Here is a 24,409-nt window from a genome sequence, read left to right as displayed (position 1 = left end):
GCCCGCTCCGAAGATTCCTCAGACCTGATTCTGCCTTACTTGCTCGAAAAAGCATACTGCGGCGCACGCGGCCACGTTCAGGGACTCCACTTTGCCCAGATGCGGGATCACCACCTTGTGGCGCGCCGCCGACAGCAGCGCGTCCGACACGCCCTGCCCTTCGTGGCCGAATATCCATGCCACCGGCTGGCGCAGGTCCACTTCATACAGCTTCTGTTCCGCATAGCCGCTGGTGGCCAGCGTAGCGATGCGGGCGCTTTCCAGCAGCGGCAGCAGCTCCACGTTCTCGAAGATGTCCAGCACGAAGTGGGCGCCCATGGCCGCGCGCAGCACTTTCGGCGACCAGCAGAAGGCCGTGCCGGGGCTGCAATAAACTTCCTTGATACCCGCCGCCGCGGCGCTGCGCAGGATGGAGCCGACGTTGCCGGGGTCCTGCACATTGTCCAGCAGGACGGCATTTACCGTCAGTGCATCGGGAATTTCGCGCTGCGGCGTGGAGACCAGGAACATGACGCCCACGCCGTTTTCCACCTGGCTCAGGGCGGCATACAGGGCGTCCGGCAGCATCAGGCAGTGCGCGTGCTCCGCTTCCAGGCCGGCCACGATGCTGGCCACTTCAGGATTGTGCAGGCCCGTTTCGCTGACGATGCATTGCTCGGGATGGCCGCGCAGCTGCAGCCAGGCTTCGCACAGGTGTACACCGTCCAGCAGCGTGCGGCCGGCCTTGCGGCGTGCCTGCGAGCTGGTGGCGAGCTGTTTCAGCTCTTTGTACTGCGCGTTGTCGCGCGAGGTGATCGACTTCAAAACATCTTCTCCAGCAGCTCGCGCACCGGTGCAAAGGAGCGGCGGTGCACCGGCGTTACGCCGTGCAGGCGCAACGCTTCCAGGTGCTGTTCGGTGCCGTAGCCCTTGTGCTGGTCGAAGCCGTATTGCGGGTATTTCTTGTGCAGCTTGCGCAGCGCATCGTCGCGTGCCGTTTTCGCCAGGATCGAGGCGGCCGAAATGGATTCGATCTTGTCGTCGCCATCGATGATGGCAATGGTCTGGATCTTCATTACCGGGCACTTGTTGCCGTCGATGAGGGCGAGCGTGGGAATGGTCTCCAGCGCATGCACGGCGCGCTTCATGGCCAGCATGCTGGCCTGCAGGATATTGAGGCGGTCGATCTCGGCCTCCGAGGCTTTGGCAATCGCCCAGGCCACGCAATGCTGCTTGATCAGGGGCGCCAGTTCTTCGCGCTTCGCTTCAGTGAGCTTCTTGGAGTCGCGCAAGCCCGCGATGGGACGCTCGTGATGCAGGATCACGGCCGCCGCATATACGGGACCGGCCAGCGGGCCGCGCCCTGCTTCGTCCACGCCGCAGATAATCTCTTCCAGCGAGTACGGCAGGTCGTCGAACAGGCCAGGTTGCGGTGGCGTTCTCATTTTCCGATCACCTTCATGACGGCGGCGGCGCCTTCCTGGGCGCTGTTGCGCAGCAGGCTGTGGTGCATGTCCGTGAAGCGCTGCACCAGCTGCAGGCGGTGCGGCACGTCGTCCAGCTGCTTCCACATGGCCTCGGCCAGCGCTTTCGGGCTGGCGGCGTGCTGCAGCATTTCGGGCACCACGAATTCGCGCGACAGGATGTTCGGCAGGCCGATCCACGGCTGATAGCCGAAGTGGCGCAGGATCTGCCATTCCAGTTCCATCATGCGGTAGGCGATCACCATCGGCTTCTTGAACAGCGCCACTTCGAGCGATGCGGTGCCGGAAGCCACCAGCACGGCATCGGCCGCGCAGATGGCCGTGTGGGACTGGCCGTCCAGCAGCTGCAGTTCCACGTCCTGCAGGCCCGCCTGCTGCACGATCTGCAGGAAGAGCTGGCGTTGCCGTTCGCCCGCCATCGGCACCACAAAACGCAAGGAATGGTCGCGCTCTTTCAGCAGTTTCGCGGCGCCGATGAAGGCAGCCGTGTTGTGCTTGATCTCGGACATGCGGCTGCCCGGCATGATCGTGACCACGTTGGCGTCTTCCGGCAGGCCGAGCGTGCGGCGCGCAGCCGCTTCGTCCGGCGCCAGCGGAATCAGTTCGGCCAGCGGATGGCCGACGAAAGTGGCGGGCACGCCTGCATTGCGGTAGATCTCTTCCTCGAAGGGAAACACCAGCAGCATGTGCGATACCGCGCGCTTGATCTTCTTGATGCGGCCGCCGCGCCAGGCCCAGATCTGGGGACCGATATAGTGCATGGTCGGAATGCCGGCCGCACGCAGCTGTTTTTCCAGGCCGAGGTTGAAGCCGGGGTAGTCCATGCCGATGAAGACGTCCGGGCGGTCCGCCAGCAGCCGGTCGCGCAGCGTGCTCTGGATGCCCTTCAGTTCACGGTAGCGGGGAATGACTTCGAAGATGCCGCGCACGGTAAGCGTATCCATCGGCCAGTACGACTCGAAGCCGTGGGCCTGCATCTGCGGGCCGCCAATGCCGTGGAAACGCGCCCGCGGCAGGTGCTGGCGCAGGCCGCCCAGCAGGCGGCCACCCAGCATGTCGCCGGAGACCTCCCCGGCGACGGCCGCAATCGATATGTCAGCGGACGATGCCACGGCTCGCGGTATCGAGGAAGGTGCGGAAGGCGTTCAGGTGCACGGCCGCCTCTGGCGTGGCCTGTTCCTGTTCCAGCAGCGCGGCCTTGGCTTCTTCCAGCGTGAGGCCGGAACGGTACAGGGTTTTGTAGGCTGCGCGCAGCGCGCTGATCTGCTCGCGGGTGAAGCCGCGGCGTTTCAGGCCTTCGATATTGATGCCGTGCGCCTGTGCCGGATTGCCGTTCAGGAGCACGAATGGCGGCACGTCCTGCGTGAGGCTGGTGCTCATGCCGACGAAGGCATGGGCGCCGATCTTGCAGAACTGGTGCACGTTGGCGTAGCCGCTCATGATGACGTAATCGCCGATTTCAACGTGGCCGGCCATCTGCGCATTGTTCGAGAAGATGGTGTTGTTGCCCACCACGCAGTCGTGCGCCAGGTGTACGTAGGCCGAGATCCAGTTGTCGTTGCCCAGCTTCGTCACGCCCTTGTCCTGCACGGTGCCGAGGTTGAAGGTGCAGAACTCGCGGATGGTGTTGCGGTCGCCCACTTCCAGGCGCGTCGGCTCGCCCTGCCATTTCTTGTCCTGCGGCGGCGCGCCGATGGACGAGAACTGGAAGAACTTGTTGTCTTCGCCGATGGTGGTGTGGCCTTCGATCACAACGTGCGGACCGACCCAGGTGCGCGCGCCGATCACCACATTCGGGCCCACAATCGAATACGCGCCGATCTCGACGCCCTCGCCCAGCTGGGCTTGCGGATCGACGATGGCGGTAGGATGGATCTTGGTTGCCATTATTGCCCCGCTGCCGGCTGGCTCGCGTCTGCTGCGTTACGAATGGTGCACATCAGTTCCGCTTCCACCGCCACCTGGCCGTCCACGCTGCCAACGGCCTTGTATTTCCAGATGCCGCGCGATACGCGCAGGATTTCAACGTCCATCTTCAGCTGGTCGCCAGGACCTACCGGGCGCTTGAAGCGCGCATTGTCGATGCCCACGAAGTAGACCACCGAGTTCTCGTCCGGCTTGATGTTCATGGTGAGGAAGGACAGGATGGCCGCGGTCTGCGCCATCGCTTCGATCATCAGCACGCCCGGCATCACCGGCTTGTGCGGGAAGTGGCCGTTGAAGAATTCTTCGTTGACGGTCACGTTCTTGATGGCGGTGATGCTCTTGTTGGCTTCCCAGGTCAGCACGCGGTCCACCAGCAGCAGCGGGTAGCGGTGCGGCAGGTAGGCTTTGATCTGACAAATGTCGAGGGTCTTGTTCTCTGGAGTGGTCATGATTCTTCTGCTTGATTCGTTATCGTTTTAATGGTTTTTTCGAGCGCGCGGATTTTGTCCCGCATGGCCGAAAGGTTACGGACGATGGCGGCGGATTTTTCCCACTCGCTGTTCTTGGCCAGCGGGTAGAAGCCGGTGTACTGCCCCGGCTCCAGGATCGAGCGCGATACCATGCTGCCCGACGATACATGCACATGGTCCGCAATGGTCAGGTGCCCCAGCACCATCGCCGCGCCGCCGAAGGTACAGTATTTGCCGATCCTGGCACTGCCCGCCACGCCAACGCAGCCGGCCATGGCCGTGTGCGCGCCGATATGGCAGTTGTGCCCGATCTGGATCTGGTTATCCAGCTTCACGCCATCTTCGATGATGGTGTCGGCCAGAGCGCCGCGGTCCACGGTGGTGTTGGCGCCGATGTCCACATCGTCGCCGATCACCACCCGTCCCACCTGCGGAATCTTGATATACACGCCGCCTTCATTGGCGAAGCCGAAGCCGTCGGTGCCGATCACGGCGCCCGAATGCAGCACACCGCGCTTGCCGATGATGCAGCCGTGCTGGAAGGTCACATTGGCGAAGAAATGCGTGCCCTCGCCCACCTGCGCATTGCGGCCGATGAAGCAGCCTGCTTCGATCACGGCATTGGCGCCGACCACGGCGCCCGCCTCCACCACCACGCGCGGGCCGATATGGGCCGTGGCGTGCACCTGGGCGGCCGCATCGACCACCGCCGACGGATGAATGCCGGCCGCCGGCACGAAGGCCGTCAGCGACTCGAAATACTGGGCCGCGCGCGCAAAGTAGACGTAAGGGTTCTTGACCACGATGCGGGCGCCCTGGTAGGTCTGCGCCACAACCGGATCATCGTTGCCGGAGACGATCAGCGCCGCCGCCTGGCTTTGTCCCGCCTGTGCGCGGAACTTGCTGTTACTGAGAAAGCTGATGTGCGAAGCGCCGGCGTCCGTCAATGGCGCAATCCCGATCACCTCGATGTTCGGGTCGCCATGTAACTCTCCGCCCAGGCGCTCGACCAATTCTCCTAGTCGAAGGCCCATCGGGTGTTCCAATCCTTGTTATTTGCCCTTGTCCAGCGCGGCCAGGACCTTGTCGGTGATGTCGATGCGCGGGTTGACCCATACCGCATCCTGCAGCACGACGTCGAAACCTTCCGTCTGCGCGAGCTGTTTGATGATGTTGGTCGCCTTCTCGGCGATGACGGCGCGCTCTTCGTTGGTACGCTGCGCGAGGTCCTCGCGGAACTCGCGCTGGCGGCGCTGGAATTCCTTGTCCAGCTCCACCACTTCGCGCTGGCGCTTGAAGCGCTCTGCTTCCGGCAGCGACAGGGCTTCCTTCTCGAACTTTTGCGAAGCCTCTTTCAGGCGGGTCGCCAGGTCTTCCACGGCCTTCTGGCGTTTGGAAAATTCTTCGGCCAGCTTGTCGCCTGCCAGCTTGGCCATCTTCGACTCGTTATAGATGCGCTCAGGGCTGAACCATGCGATGCGCGACGAGTTCTGGGCATGCACCGGCGCCAGCGTAAGCCAGCCGAGCGCCAGGACTGCAGCAAATTTGCCCAGCGTAGCAGATGCGGTCTTCAAAGCGTTCTCCTATATCAGAAGCCGGTGCCCATCTGGAACTGGAAGCGTTCCAGGCGGTCGCCATATTTGGCGTTCAAAGGCTTAGCATAACTCAACTTGAGCGGGCCCACCGGGGAAATCCAGCTGATGCCCAGGCCAGTCGAGAAGCGCAGCTCGGACAGGCGCATCTTTTCGCCTTCGCGGTAAACCTGGCCGCCGTCCAGGAAGCCGAACCAGCGCAGGCTGCGGTCCTTGCCCTGGCCGGGGAATGGCATCTGCAGTTCGGCATTGCCGATCATGCGCGATGCGCCGCCCAGCGCGTCCAGGTTGACCGGGTCCACCACGCCCAGCGAGGAGCCGTAGTAGCCGCGCACGGACCCGATGCCGCCGGCGTAGAAGTTCTTGAACACCGGGTATGGCTTGGAGCCGATGCCGTGGCCGTAATCGAACTCGCCCTTCAGGGCCAGCGTGATGCTGCTGGTGAGCGGCTTGTACCACTGGTGTTCATACACCGCGCGGTAGTACTTCGAGTCGCCGACGATGTCCAGCTCCAGGTTGGCGCGCTGGTAGCGGCCCAGGGTTGGGGTCAGCGCGCTGTCGCGGCTGTCGCGGCCCCAGGCCACCGTCAGCGGCACGGAATTCGACGTCACCGAGCCGATACCGTTGGCAGGACCGCCCTGGTCGATCACGTACTGCTTGTAGAAGGTCGGGCTGGTCTGGTCGGTTTCGACTTCCGAGCGCTCCAGGCCGATACCGAAGAACACGGTGTCGATCTCGGAGAACGGCACACCCCAGCTCACGCGGCCACCGGTCTGCTTGATGGTGTAGGCGCCGATATTGATCGCCGGCGGTTTGAAGGTACGCAGGTAGACTTCGAAGCCGCGCGACACGCCGTCGTCCGTGTAGTACGGATTGGTATGCGAGAAGGCGATGGTGCGGCTGTATTTGGACGTGTTCAGGTCGATGCCGACGGTATTGCCCGAACCGGCGAAGTTGGCCTGCTGGATCGATGCCGACAGCGAGAACTTCTCGGCCTGCGAGAACGCGCCGCCGATCTGGAAGTTACCGGTCGGTTTCTCGATCACGGACAGGTTCACGTCCACCTGGTCCGAAGTGCCTTGCGCTTCCGGCGTATCGATGGTCACTTCCTTGAAGTAGCCCAGGCGGTCCACGCGGTCGCGCGAGAGCTTGATCTTGTTCGCGTCGTACCAGCTCGATTCGAACTGGCGGAACTCGCGTCGGATCACTTCATCGCGGGTGGTGGTGTTGCCGCTGATAGTCATGTGGCGCACATAGGCGCGCTTGCCCGGATCGATCATGAAGGTGAAGGACACTTCGCGCTTGTCGCGGTCGATCTCGGGGTTGGCGTTCACGTTGGCGAAGGCGTAGCCGAAAGTGCCGAGGCGCTCGGTAATCAGCTTGTTGGTCGCGGTCAGTGCAGCCCCGGAATAGGTCTGGCCGGAACGTAGCAGCACCAGCTGGCGCAACTCGTCTTCGCGGCCGAACATCTCGCCTTCGAACTTGAAGTCCTTGACGGTGTACTTCTCGCCTTCGGTGATATTGATGGTGAGGTAGATGTCCTTCTTGTCCGGGGTAATCGACACCTGGGTCGATTCCACGTTCATCTCCACATAGCCGCGGTCCAGGTAGAAGGAGCGCAGCGCTTCCAGGTCGCCGGTCAGCTTGGTCTTGGAATACTGGTCAGCCTTGGTATACCAGCTGAACCAGCCGCTCGTGTTCAGCGTGAGCTGGTCGCGCAGCTCCTTGTCCTTGAAGGCCTTGTTACCGACGATGTTGATCTGTTTGATGCGGGCGATCTCGCCCTCGTCCACCTTGAAGTCGATGGACACGCGGTTGCGCTCCAGCGGGGTCACGGTGGTGGTGACTTTAACGCCATACAGGCCGTGCGACAGGTACTGGCGCTTGAGCTCCTGCTCGGCGCGATCCACGGTAGCCTTGTCGAAGGTCTTGGCCTCGCCCACGCCGATGTCTTTCAGCGCCTTGACCAGCAGGTCTTTCTCGAATTCCTTGGTGCCGGTGAATTCCACCTTGGCGATCGCGGGACGCTCCTCGACGATCACCACCAGCACATCGCCATCCTTCTCCAGGCGCACGTCCTTGAAGATGCCGGTGGCATACAGCGCCTTGATGGTGGCCACGCTCTTGTCGTCGCTGAAGGTTTCGCCCACGCGCACTGGCAGGTAGGTGAACACGGTGCCCGCTTCGGTACGCTGAATGCCTTCTACGCGAATGTCCTTGACGACAAAGGGAGCGGCGGCCATGGCTTGGCCGGTGCACACCGCCAGGACGGCGGCGCCAATCAGACTGCGGCGAAAGGAAGGCAAGGCAAAGCGGTCAGAATATAATTTCATTGGCAAAATCAATGGCTTAAATCACAGGACTACACATGCGCGCGCCGCGGGCTTACAAGAGCCGCACGACGTCGTTGAACACAGCCAGCGCCATCAAGGTCACTAACAAGCCAACGCCCAGGCGCTGCGCAATCTCTCCAAAACGCTCCGGCACCGGGCGCCCAGTCAAAACTTCCAGCGAATAATACAGCAAATGCCCACCATCCAGAACAGGAATTGGCAGTAAATTAAGTACCCCGATACTGATGCTGATGAAGGCAATGAAGCTTAAATAGCTCGCAAGTCCCACCCGGGCGGTCTGGCCGGCATAGTCGGCAATGGTGATCGGGCCCGTCACATTCTTCCACGAGACCTCGCCCATGATCATGCGGCCGAACATCTGCACGGTGAGCACGCTGGTGTCCCAGACCTTTTTCACGGCCTTCTGCACCGACTCCACCGGGCCGGTGGCCACAACGATCATATCGGGCTGCCCGGCCAGCTCGACCTGGATCTTACCGATTGTTACAGAGTCTTTACCCGTTTTTTGCTGTTCGGCGTGCGGCGTGATGGTGAGCGCGATGGGGGTGCCCTTGCGCAGCACGTCCAGCTGCAGGCTGCGGCCGGGGGCACCGCGCACGGCGTGCAGGAAGGCCGCGCTGTCGCGCATCAGCTTCCCGTCCACATGCGTAACCTGGTCGCCGGCCTGCAGGCCGGCAGCGGCGCCGGGGCCGCCTGGCGTGACCTTGTTCAGCACCGGCGGCGGCAGCGAGATGGCGAAGCCGAGGGCGCCGGGCACATCCTGTTCAATATCCAGCCGGTCGAAGGAAGCGGCGGGCAGCACGAAGGTGAATTCGCCGCGCCCGTCCCGGCGCACGGTGACTTGGGCCGGCTGTTTATCCAGCGTGGCCTCGATCAGGCGCCAGCGCAGGTCCGACCAGCCGGCGACGGCCTCGCCGTTGATGGCGGTGACGACATCGCCCGCGTCCAGGCCTGCGCGTTCGGCGGCCGAACCGGGATCCGGCTCCGCGATACGGCTGGACACCTCCTGCACGCCATTCATGAACAGTGCGGCATACAGCACGATGGCGAGCAGGAAGTTCGCGAGCGGGCCGGCGGCCACGATGGCGATGCGTTTCCACACATTCTGGCGGGTGAACTCGCGCTTCAGCTCTTCCGGCGGGAGCTTCGAGACATCGGCCTCGCGGCCATCGAGCATCTTGACGTAGCCGCCGAGCGGCAGCACGGACAGCGCCCACTCGGTCTGGTCCGGCCCGAAACGGCGCATCCACACCACCTTGCCCATGCCGACCGAGAAGCGCAGCACCTTCACGCCGCACCAGCGCGCCACGAGATAATGGCCGAGCTCATGAATGACGACCAGCGTACCGATCGCCCCCAAAAACGCCAGCAATGTCTGCAGCAAGCTCATCGCATCAAGCTACAGCTGACTTCGTGTCCACCCTGGGGTCAGGCACCAAGGTGGACACAAGCTCAGGTGTGGTCGCTGGTAAGGCCGAGGCCGTGTCCACTTTGGTGCCTGACCCCAGGGTGGACACGAGCTCGGCTGCTGCGGCGCGGGCCAGGGCGTCTTGCGCCATGACGGCTTCGATGCTGGTGGCGGCGCCGTGCGGCAATTTATCCATCACGGCGGCGATCACGCGGTCGATCTGGCGGAAGCCGATGCGCTGGTCGAGGAAGGCTTGCACCGCCACTTCGTTGGCGGCATTTAACAGCGCCGGGGCGGTGCCGCCGGCGCGCAGGGCGTCGTAGGCCAGCGCCAGGCAGGGGAAGCGGGCGAAATCGGGTTTTTCGAACTGCAGCGTGCCCACCTGCGTGAGGTCGAGCTGGGCTACGCCCGAGGCCACGCGCTCGGGATAGGCCAGCGCGTGCGCGATCGGGGTGCGCATGTCGGGATTGCCCAGCTCCGCGAGCACCGAACCGTCGTTGTAGGACACCATCGAGTGCACCACCGATTGCGGGTGGATCACAACTTCGATCTGCTCCGCCGGTGCGCCGAACAGCCAGTGCGCCTCGATCACTTCCAGCCCCTTGTTCATCATGGTGGCCGAATCGACCGAAATCTTGCGGCCCATGACCCATTTGGGGTGCTTGCAGGCTTCGTCCGGCGTCACGTGCTCCAGCGTTTCCACAGCCCGCTTCAGGAAGGGGCCGCCGGATGCGGTCAGCAGGATCTTGGTAACGCCCGCGCGGCCGGGCACACGGCCGTAGTTCGCCGGCAGGCACTGGAACACGGCATTGTGCTCGCTGTCAATTGGCAGCAGCGTGGCGCCGTTTTCCTGCACCGCGTCCATGAACAGCTGGCCGGACATCACCAGCGCTTCCTTGTTCGCCAGCAGCACCTTCTTGCCGGCGCGCGCGGCGGCAAGCGTTGGCGCCAGGCCAGCCGCGCCGACAATGGCGGCCATCACGGCATCGGTGTCGCCCGAGGAGGAAATCGAGCACAGCGCTTCCTCGCCCCACTCCACCTGCGTATCCAGCCCCATGGCGCGCAGCAGCGCGGCCAGCTGGTCGGCGGCAGCAGCCGAACCCACCACGGCGCGCGCCGGGCGGAACTGCCTGCATTGCGCGGCCAGCTCTTCCACGCGGCTGTGCGCGCTCAGGGCATATACGGAATAGCGCTCGGGATGGCGCGCGATCACGTCCAGCGTGGAAACGCCGATGGACCCGGTAGCGCCGAGAATGGTAATGCGTTGCATGAGAATCCTTTTACAGCAGCAGTGCGGCGATCGGCAGCACCGGCACCAGCGCGTCGATCCGGTCCAGCACGCCGCCATGGCCCGGCAGCAGGTTGCTGCTGTCCTTCATGCCCGCGCGGCGTTTGAGCTGGGACTCGAACAGGTCGCCCACGACGGAAGCAGCCACCAGCACGGTGAGAATCAGCAGGGTCAACACCCAGCCGTGCTTCGCCACCAGGGCGACGGCAAAGGTCTGGTCCAGCAGCGGCACGCCGCCCGCCGCCAGGATGGAGGCCGAGGCCAGCACCAGCACGGCGATCCAGCCGCCAATGGCGCCTTCCCAGGACTTGCCCGGCGAAATAGTCGGCGCCAGCTTGCGCTTGCCGAAGGCCTTGCCGGCGAAGTAGGCGCCGATATCGGCCACCCACACAATCGCCATGGCCGACAGCAGGAACACCGGCGACACCTTAAACAGCACCAGGATGGCCACGAAGCAGGCCACCAGCGTCACGGCGTACACCATGCTCAGCATGACGTTGCCGAAGCCTTCCGTCGCAGGCAGGCCCAGCTTCAGCGAAGGCGTGAAGCGCAGCAGCCAGATGGCCACGCCGAGCATCAGCCACAGCTTGGCCTGCGACAGGCCGTTGTTGAAGAAGAAGGTATAGGCGAAGGCTGCGGCCCAGAACGCAGCCACCACCACGGCCGCCTTGTTCTTGAAGAGGCGGAAGGCTTCCCACACGGCAGCGCCGAAGAACACAGTCACCACCACGGCCACCGCCGGGTAGGAGCCTGAGAACAGCACGCCCAGCAGGAGCACCAGCAGCACGACAGCGGTAATGACTCGGGTTTTCAGCATCAGTTCGTCGTTTTCTCGGCCAGTTGATCGCCGGTACGGCCGAAGCGGCGTTCCCGGTTCTGGTAGGACTCGATGGCTTCATCCAGCCGCTCGGCGGTGAAATCGGGCCAGTACGTGTCCGTGAAGTACAGCTCGGTATAGGCGAGCTGCCACAGCAGGAAATTGGAGATGCGTTCCTCACCGCCGGTGCGGATGAAGAGGTCCGGCTCGGGCGCATAGGCCATGGAAAGGTGCGGCGCCAGCTGCTCTTCCGTGAAATCGGTTGCGCCCGGGTGCGTGGCCACCATCTTGCTGACTGCCTGCATGATATCCCAGCGCCCGCCGTAGTTGGCGCACACGGTCACGGTCATGCGGGTGTTGTTGGCGGTTTTGCGCTCGGCGGCGGCGATCATTTCCTGCAGCTTGGGCTCGAAGCGCGTGAGGTCGCCCACCACTTTCAGGCGGATATCGTTGGCGTGCATCTTCGACACTTCGCGTTCCAGCGCGGTAACGAAAAGGCGCATCAGCAGCGACACTTCCTCTTCCGGACGGCGCCAGTTCTCCGAGCTGAAGGCGAACACGGTGAGGTATTCGATGCCGCGCCGCGCGCAGGCTTCCACCACGGCGCGCACGGCCTCAACGCCCTTCACATGGCCCGCAACGCGCGGCAGGAAGCGCTTGGTCGCCCAGCGGCCGTTGCCGTCCATGATGATCGCCACATGGCGCGGCACCTTGGGCGCATCCGGCACTGCCGTCGTCGAACTCGTATATTTCATCAGCAGGTTCCAAAGTGTCATTCCCGCGAAGGCGGGAATCCAGGAGTTCAGTGATGCTCCCCTGGATTCCCGCCTGCGCGGGAATGACGAAATTGCTTAGACGGTCAGAACTTCTTTTTCTTTTTCGGCGACGATCTTGTCGATGTCGGCGATGGCCTTGTCGGTCAGCTTCTGCACGTCATCCTGTGCGCGGCGCTCTTCGTCTTCCGAGATCGACTTGTCCTTGACCAGCTTCTTCAGCTGTTCATTGGCATCACGGCGGATGTTACGCACGGCAATCTTCGCGTCTTCCGCTTCCGACTTGCACAGCTTCACCATTTCCTTGCGGCGCTCTTCGGTCAGCGGCGGGGTCGGCACGCGGATCTGCTCGCCTTGCGAGGACGGGTTCAGGCCCAGGTCGGCTTCGCGGATAGCCTTCTCGATGGCGGCAGCCATCTTCTTCTCGAACGGCTGCACGCCGATGGTGCGCGCATCCACCAGGGTCAGGTTGGCTACCTGGTTAATCGGGGTTGGGTTGCCGTAGTACTCGACCATCACATGGTCCAGGATGCCGGTGTGGGCACGGCCGGTACGCACCTTGGCCAGATCGCTCTTCAGCGTCTCCAGCGACTTGTTCATTTTGTCTTGTGCGTTCTTTTTGATGTCAGCGATGGACATTGCTGCTCTCCTGTTACTTGAGATAATTATTTTAAACGTGAACCAGTGTACCCTCTTCCTCGCCCATAATCACGCGCATCAGCGCGCCGGGCTTGGTGATGGAGAACACCTTGATCGGCAGTTTCTGGTCGCGGCACAGCGCGAAGGCGGTAGCATCCATCACTTGCAGGTGCTTTGCAATGGCCTCATCGAAACTGATGGTATTGAACAGCGTGGCGTTCGAATCCTTCTTCGGATCGGCAGTATAAACGCCATCGACCTTGGTGGCCTTCAGCACCACTTCGGCCGAAATTTCCGAACCGCGCAGAGCCGCTGCGGTATCGGTGGTGAAGAAAGGATTGCCGGTACCGGCGGCGAAGATCACCACCTTGCCTTCTTCCAGGTACTGCAGCGCTTTCGGGCGCACATAAGGCTCCACCACCTGCTCGATGCCGATGGCGGACATCACGCGCGCGGTCACGCCCACATGCTTCATGGCGTCGGCCAGGGCCAGCGCATTCATGACGGTGGCCAGCATGCCCATATAGTCGGCCGTGGCACGGTCCATGCCCTGCGCGCCGGGCGCCACGCCACGGAAGATATTGCCGCCGCCGATCACGACTGCCAGTTCCACGCCCAGCTTGGCAACCTCGGCCACATCGGCCACCGTCCGCTCGATCGTGGCACGGTTGATGCCGTAAGGATCGTCACCCATCAGGGCTTCACCGGACAATTTGAGGAGTACGCGCTTGTAGGCTGGTTTTGTCATGAGGTGGGGCTCCTATTTAAATTGATTCGGTGAGACTCCGGGCGAATGATATCGGATTACCACCATCGCCCGGAAAAAACATGTAACGCTTTAATACTTTTTTAAGCCTGCGGCAGGCCACAGGCTTAAAAAAACGGGCCTCGCGGCCCGTTTCTTATTTACGCTCCTTTGGAGGCAGCCATCTGGGCTGCAACTTCCGCTGCGAAGTCGTCTACCTTCTTCTCGATGCCCTCGCCCACCACGTACATGGTGAATGCCTTCACGGACGCGCCGTTGGCCTTCAGCATCTGTTCGATGGTCTGCTTGTCGTTCTTCACGAAAGCCTGGTTCAGCAGCGACACTTCCTTCAGGTACTTCTGCACGGAACCTTCCAGACGCTTGGCCACGATTTCCGGCGACTGGGCTGGCTTGCCTTCGGCAGCAGCTTTGGCCGCATCTTCGTCAGCTTTAGCTTGAGCAACCGAACGCTCTTTCTCGATCAGGTCAGCAGGCACTTGCTCGGACGACAGAGCAACCGGCTTCATTGCAGCGATGTGCATCGCCACGTCTTTACCAACCTGGTCATCCGCGCCTTCGAACTCAACCATCACGCCGATACGGGTGCCGTGCAGGTAGGAAGCCAGCTTGGCGCTGGTTTCGAAACGCTGGAAGCGACGGATCGACATGTTTTCGCCGATCTTGCCAACCAGTGCCGAGCGCACTTCTTCCAGGGTCTGGCCGTTGCCGGTATCCAGGGCCAGCAGGGCAGCCACGTCGGCCGGGTTCTTTTCAGCAGCCAGGCGGGCAGCGGTCTGTGCCAGCGCCAGGAAGTCGTCGTTCTTGGCCACGAAGTCGGTTTCGGAGTTCACTTCCACCAGCGCGCCCACGTTGCCGGCGATGAATGCGGACACCACGCCTTCAGCGGTGATACGTGCGGAAGCTTTAGCAGCCTTGCCGCCCAGCTTAACGCGCAGAATCTCTTCTGCCTTGCCCATATCGCCATCGGCTTCGGTCAGGGCTTTTTTGCATTCCATCATTGGGGCGTCGGTCTTCGCGCGCAGTTCGCCGACCATTGCTGCGGTAATTGCTGCCATGTAATTCTCCTGTATTCGGTGATTCGGACCGGGGCGGCGCCTTGCGGCTGCCAGCTCATCCGGACGTTTTCGTTAAAAAAAAGGGGGAGCTGATGCCACCCCTTTTCCAATGCTGAGGCCCGCCTTGCAGCGGGCACGGCTTATTAAGCCTGTTCGTTCACTTCCACGAACTCGTCGCCGCTGGCAGCCTTGATGGATTCCAGGACTTCGGTGGAGGCGTTCGCGCGGCCTTCCAGGATCGCGTCTGCCACGCCGCGGGCGTACAGGGTGATCGCTTTGGAAGAGTCGTCGTTACCAGGGATAATGTGGGTCACGCCTTCTGGGGAGTGGTTGGTATCCACCACGCCGATGACCGGGATGCCCAGTTTCTGAGCTTCGGTGATCGCGCCTTTGTGGTAGCCAACGTCAACCACGAAGATTGCGTCCGGCACGCCGCCCATATCCTTGATACCGCCGATGGATTTCTGCAGCTTTTCCAGTTCGCGGCGGAACAGCAGGGCTTCTTTCTTCGACAGCTTCTCGACGGAACCGTCTTCGATGGCGGCTTCCATGTCTTTCAGGCGCTTGATCGAGGTCTTGATGGTCTTGAAGTTGGTCAGCATGCCGCCCAGCCAGCGCTGGTCAACATAAGGCACGCCTGCGCGTTGAGCTTCAGCAGCGATGATGTCACGCGCTTGACGCTTGGTACCAACCAGCAGGATGGTGCCACGGTTAGCGGCGATCTGACGCACGGTCTTCATCGCTTCCTGGTACATGCCCAGGGTTTTTTCCAGGTTGATGATGTGAATCTTGTTGCGGTGGCCGAAGATGAACGGAGCCATCTTTGGGTTCCAGAAACGGGTTTGGTGACCGAAGTGGACGCCGGCTTCCAGCATTTCACGCATCGTTACAGACATTATTAACTCCAGGGTTGGGTCTGGAATCCACTCAGTCACCCTTGCGGGCACCCTTGTAGAGAGGATTCGAGTTTATTAACAAATAGAAATTTACTGCATTGCCCGGACACCTATCCGAGCAACCAGCGATTGTACTCTGAAAACCAGCCTCCCGGCAAGTCGCCGGAACTCTGCAGTAACGCAAGCGCACGGTGCGCGATTTCACAGCAAAAATTTCTTAAAAGACTATAGTGATTTAAAGACATGTCTTTTTTATAATTTTAATGCCGTGAGGAAATCATCATGAGCACACTTCTTGCCGTCGCCGCTGCCGCCGCCATCGCCCAAACCTGCTCCTGGGACCAACCCGGGCACAATCCTTACACGGGGACGCCCGAAGCCGCCCTCGCCCACTACAAGGACATACCGGCTGAGCACCGCAAGACATTGATCTCAAAGATTAAATCCGACCGGTCCGACGACACAGTGACGATCAGCCGCAACGGCATCAGCGGCAAGATGCGCCAGTACTATCCCGAAATCAAGGACATGCACTTCGGCGCCAACCAGGTCTGCCGCAGCACCAGCCGGACGAAATGGAAGATCGAGCACCGCGAACCGGGCTCGGTGTACTGCGCGGGCGACCACTGCGTGCTGATCCCCAAAGTCTGCGGCAACATCAGCCGCATCACCCGCCGCCCCGAAGGCGGCGCCGGCCCGCTGATCGGCTCCCTCTACCCCAACCGCGGCCGCCTGCTCCCCGCCCCGCCACCGCAAACCCCGATCTACGACGTCTCCGGCCCCTCCGGCGAAGAAGAACCCGAGCTACCGCCACCCGCAGCAGCCCCCTACTTCCCCATCGCCGAAAGCTACGGCGCCCCCTACCGCTCCGCCAGCGCGACCAACTTCGCCCCATACCAGCCAACCGGCCTGGTCCCGTTCGCCCCGCCCGGCCCACCTAGCCCCGGCCGCGAATCCCCGATTCCCACCAGCCCCATCCCCGAGCCTTACATGTGGATCGAACTCTTTGGCGGGCTTGCTGTCCTACTTCTTACTAAGCGCCGAAGAAAATGAGATCATGATCCAATCCTTCGCAGACAACACCACCAGGAGCTTCTACGAAGGGAAACGGATCGCAAAATGGCAAGCGATTACGGCACAAGCAATGCGCAAACTATATGCGCTGAACTCAGCACGTCATTTGATCGACCTTCGGCTTCCATTAGGCAATCGGCTGGAACCACCGACCGGAAATCGAAACGGCCAGCACAGCATCAGAATCAACGACAAGTGGAGAATCTGTTTCCGATGGACCGAAAATGGTCCCGCAGAAGTCGAGATCTGCAACTATCACTGAATGAGTTTTATCATGTTCAAGAACGGAATGAGGCCGGTACACCCTGGTGAGGTGTTGAGCGAAGAATTTCTCAATCCGCTCTCGCTCACTATCGATCAGTTAGCGGCAGCGCTGAATAGGCCACTCAAAGAGGTGAGCGAACTCGCCCAACAAAAACGTGACATTGATGCAGCAACTGCACTGCGATTGGCGAAAGCATTTGGAACATCGGCTGAATTCTGGATGAACCTGCAGAGCATGTATTCGCTCAGAATTGCTGAAATGACGGCATCGCAGGCTATCGGCGACGTAAAAGCACTCATTTCACCAACGCTCCCATTCAAATAAAAAGCGTCGTGCTGCACCCAGATTCACCCTCTTCAGATCATAGGCATCTGTTTCGCGGCGCACCAGATGCGTCCCTTCGCCAGTCGCGGCATTGAGAACCCCAGCCTTGGCACACAACGTTGGCGGACTGCTGTCTAATTCCCAAAGCTTGCGCCAACATCTGCCGCGTCACCCGTGGTCCAGAAGGTGGAGCCAGTCCGACATCACTGCCCTCTCCCCTAACCACGGTCGCTAGCTCCCTACTGCACCACCAAAAATTCGCGCCTTTCTGAAAGACTATGCCCGCACCGATCAGAATGCGCCCGAAAACTAAACTGATTCTGTCGCAGGTGGCACAGATTCCTTTGGTGGTGCATACCCGTGAAAGTCCAACCCTACTCGTGCAAGGTGCGCGCCCAATCGCTGAATTAAATTAATTGCATACTCATAGCGAAGTTGAGCAACAACTTCGGCGTCTTTTTCTTTCGGAAGTGGTCCCGTACCATCCCCTATCGAGGCGATGCGCAGTGTATTTTTTTCGCCGTCGAAGTTACCTTGATTTGATGCAAAGAACTGCTCCCATGCTAAAGCTGGTGCATTGTCAAAAACGTTTTGATTGGAATCCGCAAATCCGAAGGCTTGAATGGCCCCATCAAGTCGAAGAAACAAATGAAAGCCACGAGTTGCTTCGCTTAACGCGTGGGCGGAGTCAGCCTTATATAACCGAACAGCTTTAAAAGGCAGCCAGTCTCCAAGCCGTCTAGCCCATCCACGATCCCCCTTTTGCCCGGGTTCGAGATCACATGCGGGTGTCAAACAAAGCCAGTGCTGCGTATCTCCTCCTTTCCCTATACGTAGCACATGACCAGTAAAGAGATGATGCCCTTCAACCGATTTGCTGCAAGCATATGAGTTCAGTTGAAGATAGACCTCGTGCTGCTCTCTAGCGACTTTCTCCAACCCGAACCGTTTGAAAACCTCCTCACCCACGCCCCCCAAGTTAGCGACGAGCTTCTCCGCGAACTCAACGAGGGGCTGCTCGATCTTCCCACCCAAGCTGTCCCACTGGCGCGCCACACCTGCGCGCACGTTAGTGCGCAATTTGAGCTTATCTGGCTCCGTTAGCTCACGCAGCCATCCACTTTGCAAGTGTTCGTTTGAAAGAACTCTCCCCTCTGCAATTACCCCATGACGCGCCAACTCATTGCGCATTTTCGACAGCAACAACCTATGTGGCGGAGGATTCCATGCCTCAAGCGCGTCCAAAAGTTTCTCAACCAAACTCGATGCGGCGTGCTCTTTAGACACAACGGTAACAAACAAAGAGTCGGTTCTAATCCAATTCACACCGTCACTACCGCGATGCATATGGACCTTTCCATAGTTTTGCGATGCCAACGCAGATTCAAGTTGTTTCCGTCGCGAATCGCAAAAATAAAGGAAAAACTCTTGTGGTCTAAGCGCCGAGCCAGGAGGAATGGTATCCACTATGGATTTAAATTCTTCTAATTCAGGGAAATCCTTCACAGCATCCCACGTCGGCTTCGCGACACTTGCAACTTTTAAAAATGCAAGCGTATCGAATACCTCTAAGACTTGCTCGAAATCATTTCCCGAATTCGATAAAAACTCGTCTATTTTATTCGTTAGACTAGCACGATGCTTTCCATCCAGTGCTTTATGCTCGGGAAACGTAAGACCAACCGCAATCTCATCAACTGTCTGACTTAGCTCTCGATTATCGCGATTTCGGGTATATACGATAGCCAGATTGAAATGCGAGTTCGCGGCCAGGTTCTTTAATATAGAAATCGCTCTATCGCCATTTCCGCTCTCATCCAAATGATAATCAAGAATCAATAAATCACTATGATCCATATGTGACGCCGCGCTTGATTCTTGAGAAAGTGTCGGTCGCTTACCATCATGCACATCAACAATCCATGGATATGGTTGCTGCATGCGGCACAGTTGAATAATCTCTCGAACCTTTCCGACATGTCCATTCTTCTTCTCCCATAATCGCATGGAAGCAGATTCCTTGGCGACATTCAACGGGGGATCTGACAGGAAATCGTCCAAGGTTGGGAACTCATCATCAACTACCACAGCAGTACGAATCGAGTCTAAAAATGCTTCCCTTACCAGGTGCCGATAGTTATTAGAGGACGCAGCGGGCTTAGACATATTAATTAGACGACCACCATCAACACTGTTAACGAAATTCACATCATGTCCCACATTATTCATATCGCGCACCTTTGAACTCGATAAAAAAATTAGCTCCAGGCAACAACTTATTTTCCTCACAATATCCTATTACGTGACCGCCTGCCGCCAAATTTACCCTACTCAAATATAAACCAATCCCTCGTCCACCACGTGCTTTACGTGTAAAAAATATACTGAATAAGCGTTGCACGTCTTCAACATCAACACCTGGGCCGCTGTCCGCAACAATTACCTTACCGTCAGCGACATCAAGAAGTATTTTTTTATCTGCGGCTCCGAATGTAACCCAGTAAGCACTATTATTAACCAGGTTGATAAATACAGGATAAATTCGAGAGGGTCGCTCTAAGATCGAAAATTTTAAAAATCGATCAGTTGCAACAAATGAAATGCCACGACTTGCGAGATCAGAAGCAAAGAACGAAGAAACGTAATTGAAAATCGCAGTTCCGGTGATCTGGACACGTGTTTTATCTCCCGACAACTTTAACGGAGATAAAAATCGCAGACGATCAACCAATGCATCATAGCTCAACTTCACAGATTTGAAGTAGTCAGATGACGCAATTTCAGGAGGGAACTTTTTTAGATTATTAGTTATGTTGTATTCATGAGCCTCTATTTCATGCCCAACGATTTCCACAGTGATACCTAGCTGTGCGAGACTATGTAGTCTCTCCACTTCTTCCCGAAGATCATCTGCTATTCCCTGCTCGAACTGAGCCAACCCAAATAAGTCCACACTCTCCCGAAGGCTTGTTAAGGCAGAGATATAAGGCTCAAAGGTTTCTGAGTTTTCAAAGTCCTGCTCATCCCGAATGTTATCCAACTCTCTCGATACGCCCTTAAGCTCCCGCCGCCCTGCCTTCAGTTGTTCGAGTAGTGGCAGAGTGGCATCGTGATAAGCTTTGTTTCGCGTGTCGAGCAATTGCGCTAAACGCTCCTGCTCGCTGGCCAAAAGCTGCCGAGCCTCTGAATACCAAGCCCGCAGTCGTCGATGCAAGAACGCCGCATTCGCGCTTAGCTCGGAATATGCGATGTCATAAGGAGACTTAGGTTTCAGTGTTTCTAGTGCGAACTCCAGTGACTGATCAACCGAGTCGAGCAATTCTTTTGTAGCGCGTACTTGGCCGCGAAACTCTGAATATTTAGTTTCTAGGGCCCCTAAACTCCGGGGGGCTTCTCCTAACGACATCTCTCTGAACTGTCGCTTATTTTCCTGATACTGCTCCCTCAGCTCAAGTAAGCGCGCTTCATCAAGCTCTTCAATTTGTAAAGCAGTGCTAATTAATTCCAAGTTTTGAGAGACATACCCGATAGAGCTCGAGAATTTCTCCAAATTCGCTCTGAAACGTTTACGCAACTGAACACGTTGCTTGTTTCGCGCTTCCTCAGCTTTTGTCCGTGCATATTCGGACTTACGTTCCGGAATAGTTTTTTGCCGAAGCGCCGAATTAGTCCCAAAAAATTGTCTAGCCGTTGTTTTTAGGACATTCTCCACTAACTCACGAAAGGTTTTTGCCGCCTTATTATCTATTAGACCTTCGCGACCAGCTTTATCACGTAAATTTGGGTTCACCTCTTTGCTTATACCAACCTTGCCGAATAGACGTCGCAATGCCCAAAATTCGCGCCCAGCATGTTTAGTACGACGATTTTCGATCCTAAAGAAATCATTTCCTTCTCGACCGTAAGGCAGCACACGTAATCCGTTTCGGAAGACCAATAAACCCGAATATTTCTCCGCCTGCTCCATCAAGAGCTCATATTGATCTTTCGAATGCGATGTTGACGAAAGCTCCTGCTCGAAGCTTCCAATTCGAATAACGAACGGTCCAACGAACGAATCTTTCCGAATGGGCACATCGATGGCAGGCTTGATTACCACTGCATCTTCGATCCACGATCCAAAAGCTTTTACCCGACCATGGAATATGCCATCGCTATCAATCACACCATCAACCACGTGTTCTAATTCATAAAAATCATCTAATGCGAAGGGGGGAGCCGACTCGATTAATGCTCTCTGGAGGTATCCTTCCCAGATCGAAACCTTAGTAGAGAAACTACCGTCGCTCAACCTATACCCTCTTTCCTCGTCTGTTTGGTAGGGATCAGCGAAGTTAGAAAGTGTTTGGAACAACAGATCGCGAGCCTGCTGTACCGAACTGTCTTTCTTGGGGTCCATCCGAGAAAATTGGGCGATCAAATCAAATTGAAGGTCGGCTACTAGCATTGCTGTCCCTTGATCCGAATCCCCTTTCCATAAGGACCAAGACGATAGATGCCGCTCCTCGATGGCTGTACTTATGACTGTTTCCTCAATCATCGACTGTGTCGTGCGGCTGCGACCTTCCGCTAGCTCCTGCACGTGGAACTGTCGCCAAGCCTCAGCAATACGGAGATCGCGTTCAGAAGGTGTGTCACCTCTCTGCCCCCATACATTTGACAACAGCCTGTCAAACAAATCGGGGAGGAGGACAAAGAGCTCGGATTGCAAATCAAACTCCACAACGGGAATTTGAATATCGTTTAAGTAAAGGTATGGATTCTCAAAAATCCGCCAATCGATAAGCGCGGCGACAAATCTGCTGTCCCGCCTCTTAGAGACCACAAGAAGTAATGGCCCGAGATTGGCAGATGATAACCGGCCAATGCCTTTTTGCCCCTGTTTCGTGCGTATTGGAAGCCCATTTCTATCCTCCTCAACGGTCACAGTGCTACTTGTTTTTGATTCGGTGCCAACAACCAACCAGCGGGTCGTAAACTCTTGAAGATTCATACCGTGGCCATCATCACACACCACGGCAATAGCCGGCTCACCATCAAAAAGTGCCAACTCAACATTTCGAGCATATGCGTCATACGCATTTTTCCAGAGCTCTGATATAGCAGTGGGACAATCGGCGATTTGCTCGCGACCCAAATGATCAATGGTTCGAGCTCGAGTCTGGAACGAAATACTCTCTATCATTGCTGACCTTCTTCTGCGTCGTAAGCCCTAAGGGCAGACTGGATTTCCCTAATAAGCACTTCACCCAATTTCACTGGAACCGCGTTCCCGATCTGCATCCCAGCAGCCGTCAGCCCACCCAAAAATTCGAAGCTATCCGGAAAAGTTTGAAACCGGGCCGCATGCCGTACACTAATGCCGTGATGTTCAATAGGATGTACGAATCTTCCCTTGGAGGGATTTATGCATGCCGTTGTCATCGTCGGCCCCGGCAATCGCATGTCGATTCTTCCATACACATCCTTATGTCCGTTATGTTCAGTATGGCAGTCTAAAATACGCCCGGACTGAGCACGGCTGCCCCCATTCAGCGGAGTATTTCGGAATACCTCTATAATCTCAGCGGTGTGCTGCATATGGATGTTATTCGGATCTGATCGTTTGATAGCTTTGGAGAATACATCATTTGCCGTTCGCCAAGGCTTCAGATGGCGATTTTGTGTCACTTCTGCATCACCACTATGTGTAGGGGCTGGCGGCCATGTGAATTGAGCTGCGACATCCATTCGCACGCCCAAAACAAAAACACGTTTCCTCCTTTGTGGAACGCCATAATCTTTTGCGTCAATCACTATTGGGTCGTGGAGGTCATATCCAGCAAGGCGTCCGCGAGAATAGAACTCATCTAAAAATGGTTTATGACGCTCCCATAGAATGCCAGGCACGTTTTCCATCAGAAAAACGCGGGGGCGCAACGTCGCCACAAACTGGAAATAGTGCAATATGAGATCGTTGCGAGGGTCGTCCACCCCGGCGCCTTTGATCCGATGAACCGAAAAACCCTGACATGGCGGTCCACCAAGTAGAAGATCGCACCCGTGATCTGCGAAGTGAACCTTCTGGACTGCAACGGGATCTAGCTCTTTGATATCGCCAGCGTATAGGTGGGGGACGCCATCCTTCACCAGATTGTGCGTATAGGTCTCACATGCTTTGGGGTTGAATTCAACAGCAGCGACGACGGTCAGGCCCACATTTTGCGCTGCCAATGAAAAGCCACCTGCCCCGGCGAAGAGATCTACGCACGTTAGCTTCCTGAGAAGCTTCCTATCAGTTGGTGCAACGGCTTTTTTCTTTTTTTGTGATCGTTGCTTACGCTTACCTGCCATAAAATGCTCTCCAATTCAAGTCAAGCATTTTATCCCAAGGAAACCTCTTGTTGAAGTGGCCATTGTTTTTAAGGTCAGCAGCCCACTTGAAGCGCGCTCACGTCGTCTATAATGACGCTCTTACAGCTATATCTCATAGAAGATGTCCATCACCATCAAAACCCCCGAAGACATCGCCGGCATGCGCATTGCCGGCCGTCTCGGCTCTGAAGTACTCGACTACATCACGCCCTTCGTCAAGGCGGGCGTGACCACGGGCGAGCTGGATCGCCTGTGCCATGAGTACATGACCAATGTGCAGGGCACGATTCCTGCGCCGCTGAATTACTGCCCGCCGGGCTATACGCCCTATCCGAAAGCCATCTGCACGTCGGTGAACGATGTGATCTGCCACGGCATCCCTGGCGACAAGGTGCTGAAGAACGGAGATGTGGTGAACCTCGATATCACCGTCATCAAGGACGGCTACCACGGCGACAACAGCCGCATGTTCTTTATCGGCGAGCCGTCGATTCTGGCGAAGCGCCTGTCGGACATCACGTATGAATGCATGTGGCTCGGCATCCAGAAGGTGAAGCCGGGCGCGCACTTTGGCGATATCGGCGCGGTGATCCAGGCGCATGCGGAGAAAGCAGGTTACAGCGTGGTGCGCGAGTTTTGCGGCCATGGCATCGGCAAGGTGTTCCATGAGGAGCCGCAGGTGCTCCATTACGGCAAGGCTGGCACTGGCCCAGTCATGGAACCGGGCATGGTGTTCACTATCGAGCCGATGATCAACGCGGGTCGCCGCGAAATCCGCGAGATGAACGATGGCTGGACCATCAAGACCAAGGACCGCAGCCTGTCCGCGCAGTGGGAGCATATGATTCTGGTGACGGAAACCGGCTATGAGGTGCTGACCCTGTCCGCAGGTTCGCCTCCGCCGCCTGCCTTCGTCACGCAGCAACCTGTCGCTGCCTGAGCCGG

General features: G+C 58.1%; 23 protein-coding genes. 4 read left to right on the top strand and 19 right to left on the bottom strand.

All coding sequences use genetic code 11. From position 1 onward, the window contains the following. Positions 1-18: 18 nt before the first annotated feature. The 16 genes from ACJRPG_RS19410 to rpsB all read right to left on the bottom strand — a co-directional run bounded on the left by ACJRPG_RS19410 (position 19) and on the right by rpsB (position 15,447). Positions 19-804, bottom strand: a complete 786-nt coding sequence (locus ACJRPG_RS19410) for a TrmH family RNA methyltransferase (protein WP_408001752.1) — start codon at positions 802-804, stop codon at positions 19-21. Then, entirely contained in the window at positions 801-1,424 is a 624-nt protein-coding gene (gene rnhB, locus ACJRPG_RS19405; protein WP_408001751.1) for a ribonuclease HII, read from the bottom strand. The genes ACJRPG_RS19410 and rnhB overlap by 4 nt, the downstream gene beginning before the upstream one ends. After that, positions 1,421-2,575 (bottom strand): lipid-A-disaccharide synthase, encoded by a 1,155-nt coding sequence (lpxB, locus tag ACJRPG_RS19400; protein WP_408001750.1) that lies wholly within the window; start codon positions 2,573-2,575, stop codon positions 1,421-1,423. The genes rnhB and lpxB overlap by 4 nt, the downstream gene beginning before the upstream one ends. Then, positions 2,559-3,350, bottom strand: coding sequence for an acyl-ACP--UDP-N-acetylglucosamine O-acyltransferase (gene lpxA, locus ACJRPG_RS19395; protein ID WP_408001749.1), 792 nt, complete (start codon positions 3,348-3,350; stop codon positions 2,559-2,561). Before lpxA ends, lpxB begins: the two co-directional genes overlap by 17 nt. Beyond that, the gene (gene fabZ / locus ACJRPG_RS19390; RefSeq protein WP_408001748.1) at positions 3,350-3,838 is read right to left on the bottom strand and encodes a 3-hydroxyacyl-ACP dehydratase FabZ; all 489 of its coding nucleotides are present in this window, start codon (positions 3,836-3,838) and stop codon (positions 3,350-3,352) included. Before fabZ ends, lpxA begins: the two co-directional genes overlap by 1 nt. After that, positions 3,835-4,893, bottom strand: a complete 1,059-nt coding sequence (gene lpxD, locus ACJRPG_RS19385; protein ID WP_408001747.1) for a UDP-3-O-(3-hydroxymyristoyl)glucosamine N-acyltransferase — start codon at positions 4,891-4,893, stop codon at positions 3,835-3,837. Before lpxD ends, fabZ begins: the two co-directional genes overlap by 4 nt. Positions 4,894-4,911: 18 nt before the next feature. Next, a complete protein-coding gene (locus ACJRPG_RS19380; protein WP_408001746.1) occupies positions 4,912-5,433 on the bottom strand; it encodes an OmpH/Skp family outer membrane protein in 522 nt (173 codons plus the stop codon). Between the two features lie 14 nt (positions 5,434-5,447). After that, complete coding sequence (gene bamA / locus ACJRPG_RS19375) at positions 5,448-7,784, bottom strand: outer membrane protein assembly factor BamA (protein ID WP_408001745.1); 2,337 nt, start codon at positions 7,782-7,784, stop codon at positions 5,448-5,450. A gap of 52 nt (positions 7,785-7,836) precedes the next feature. Continuing rightward, positions 7,837-9,195 (bottom strand): RIP metalloprotease RseP, encoded by a 1,359-nt coding sequence (gene rseP, locus ACJRPG_RS19370; RefSeq protein ID WP_408001744.1) that lies wholly within the window; start codon positions 9,193-9,195, stop codon positions 7,837-7,839. A gap of 4 nt (positions 9,196-9,199) precedes the next feature. Continuing rightward, positions 9,200-10,483: a 1-deoxy-D-xylulose-5-phosphate reductoisomerase gene (gene ispC, locus ACJRPG_RS19365; RefSeq protein WP_408001743.1), complete on the bottom strand. Its 1,284-nt coding sequence runs from the start codon at positions 10,481-10,483 to the stop codon at positions 9,200-9,202. Between the two features lie 10 nt (positions 10,484-10,493). Further along, a complete protein-coding gene (locus tag ACJRPG_RS19360; protein ID WP_408001742.1) occupies positions 10,494-11,318 on the bottom strand; it encodes a phosphatidate cytidylyltransferase in 825 nt (274 codons plus the stop codon). Beyond that, positions 11,318-12,073: a polyprenyl diphosphate synthase gene (uppS, locus tag ACJRPG_RS19355; protein ID WP_408001741.1), complete on the bottom strand. Its 756-nt coding sequence runs from the start codon at positions 12,071-12,073 to the stop codon at positions 11,318-11,320. Before uppS ends, ACJRPG_RS19360 begins: the two co-directional genes overlap by 1 nt. Before the next feature lie 96 nt (positions 12,074-12,169). Then, positions 12,170-12,730 carry a ribosome recycling factor gene (frr, locus tag ACJRPG_RS19350; RefSeq protein ID WP_408001740.1) on the bottom strand — a complete coding sequence of 187 codons (561 nt, stop codon included), beginning with the start codon at positions 12,728-12,730 and terminating at the stop codon, positions 12,170-12,172. 31 nt (positions 12,731-12,761) lie between these two features. After that, positions 12,762-13,478, bottom strand: a complete 717-nt coding sequence (gene pyrH / locus ACJRPG_RS19345; RefSeq protein WP_408001739.1) for a UMP kinase — start codon at positions 13,476-13,478, stop codon at positions 12,762-12,764. 158 nt (positions 13,479-13,636) lie between these two features. Then, positions 13,637-14,551 carry a translation elongation factor Ts gene (gene tsf, locus ACJRPG_RS19340; RefSeq protein WP_408001738.1) on the bottom strand — a complete coding sequence of 305 codons (915 nt, stop codon included), beginning with the start codon at positions 14,549-14,551 and terminating at the stop codon, positions 13,637-13,639. Between the two features lie 143 nt (positions 14,552-14,694). Beyond that, the gene (gene rpsB, locus ACJRPG_RS19335; protein WP_408001737.1) at positions 14,695-15,447 is read right to left on the bottom strand and encodes a 30S ribosomal protein S2; all 753 of its coding nucleotides are present in this window, start codon (positions 15,445-15,447) and stop codon (positions 14,695-14,697) included. 282 nt (positions 15,448-15,729) lie between these two features. On the opposite strand from rpsB, the gene ACJRPG_RS19330 reads away from it, so the two are divergent. The 3 genes from ACJRPG_RS19330 to ACJRPG_RS19320 are packed head-to-tail and all read left to right on the top strand — an operon-like array spanning position 15,730 to position 17,110. Then, on the top strand, positions 15,730-16,500 hold the full coding sequence (locus ACJRPG_RS19330) for an MHFG family PEP-CTERM protein (protein ID WP_408001736.1): 771 nt from the start codon (positions 15,730-15,732) through the stop codon (positions 16,498-16,500). 4 nt (positions 16,501-16,504) lie between these two features. Further along, entirely contained in the window at positions 16,505-16,783 is a 279-nt protein-coding gene (locus ACJRPG_RS19325) for a type II toxin-antitoxin system RelE/ParE family toxin (RefSeq protein WP_408001735.1), read from the top strand. A 12-nt stretch (positions 16,784-16,795) separates the two neighbouring features. After that, positions 16,796-17,110: a HigA family addiction module antitoxin gene (locus tag ACJRPG_RS19320; protein ID WP_408001734.1), complete on the top strand. Its 315-nt coding sequence runs from the start codon at positions 16,796-16,798 to the stop codon at positions 17,108-17,110. A gap of 309 nt (positions 17,111-17,419) precedes the next feature. Here the strand turns inward: ACJRPG_RS19320 and ACJRPG_RS19315 are convergent, their stop codons facing one another. The 3 genes from ACJRPG_RS19315 to ACJRPG_RS19305 are packed head-to-tail and all read right to left on the bottom strand — an operon-like array spanning position 17,420 to position 23,443. Beyond that, the gene (locus ACJRPG_RS19315; protein WP_408001733.1) at positions 17,420-19,339 is read right to left on the bottom strand and encodes a response regulator receiver domain; all 1,920 of its coding nucleotides are present in this window, start codon (positions 19,337-19,339) and stop codon (positions 17,420-17,422) included. Continuing rightward, positions 19,332-22,295 carry an ATP-binding protein gene (locus ACJRPG_RS19310; RefSeq protein ID WP_408001732.1) on the bottom strand — a complete coding sequence of 988 codons (2,964 nt, stop codon included), beginning with the start codon at positions 22,293-22,295 and terminating at the stop codon, positions 19,332-19,334. The genes ACJRPG_RS19315 and ACJRPG_RS19310 overlap by 8 nt, the downstream gene beginning before the upstream one ends. Beyond that, positions 22,292-23,443, bottom strand: a complete 1,152-nt coding sequence (locus ACJRPG_RS19305) for a DNA cytosine methyltransferase (protein ID WP_408001731.1) — start codon at positions 23,441-23,443, stop codon at positions 22,292-22,294. The genes ACJRPG_RS19310 and ACJRPG_RS19305 overlap by 4 nt, the downstream gene beginning before the upstream one ends. 142 nt (positions 23,444-23,585) lie before the next feature. Here ACJRPG_RS19305 and map point away from each other — a divergent pair, with 142 nt between their 5' ends. Continuing rightward, a complete protein-coding gene (gene map / locus ACJRPG_RS19300) occupies positions 23,586-24,404 on the top strand; it encodes a type I methionyl aminopeptidase (protein WP_408001730.1) in 819 nt (272 codons plus the stop codon). Positions 24,405-24,409 lie beyond the last annotated feature (5 nt).

Source organism: Pseudoduganella rhizocola, from assembly GCF_045984285.3.
GTDB lineage: Bacteria > Pseudomonadota > Gammaproteobacteria > Burkholderiales > Burkholderiaceae_D > Rugamonas.
The sequence above is the reverse complement of the archived record's forward strand: the minus strand, read 5'-3'. Positions and strand labels throughout refer to the sequence as shown.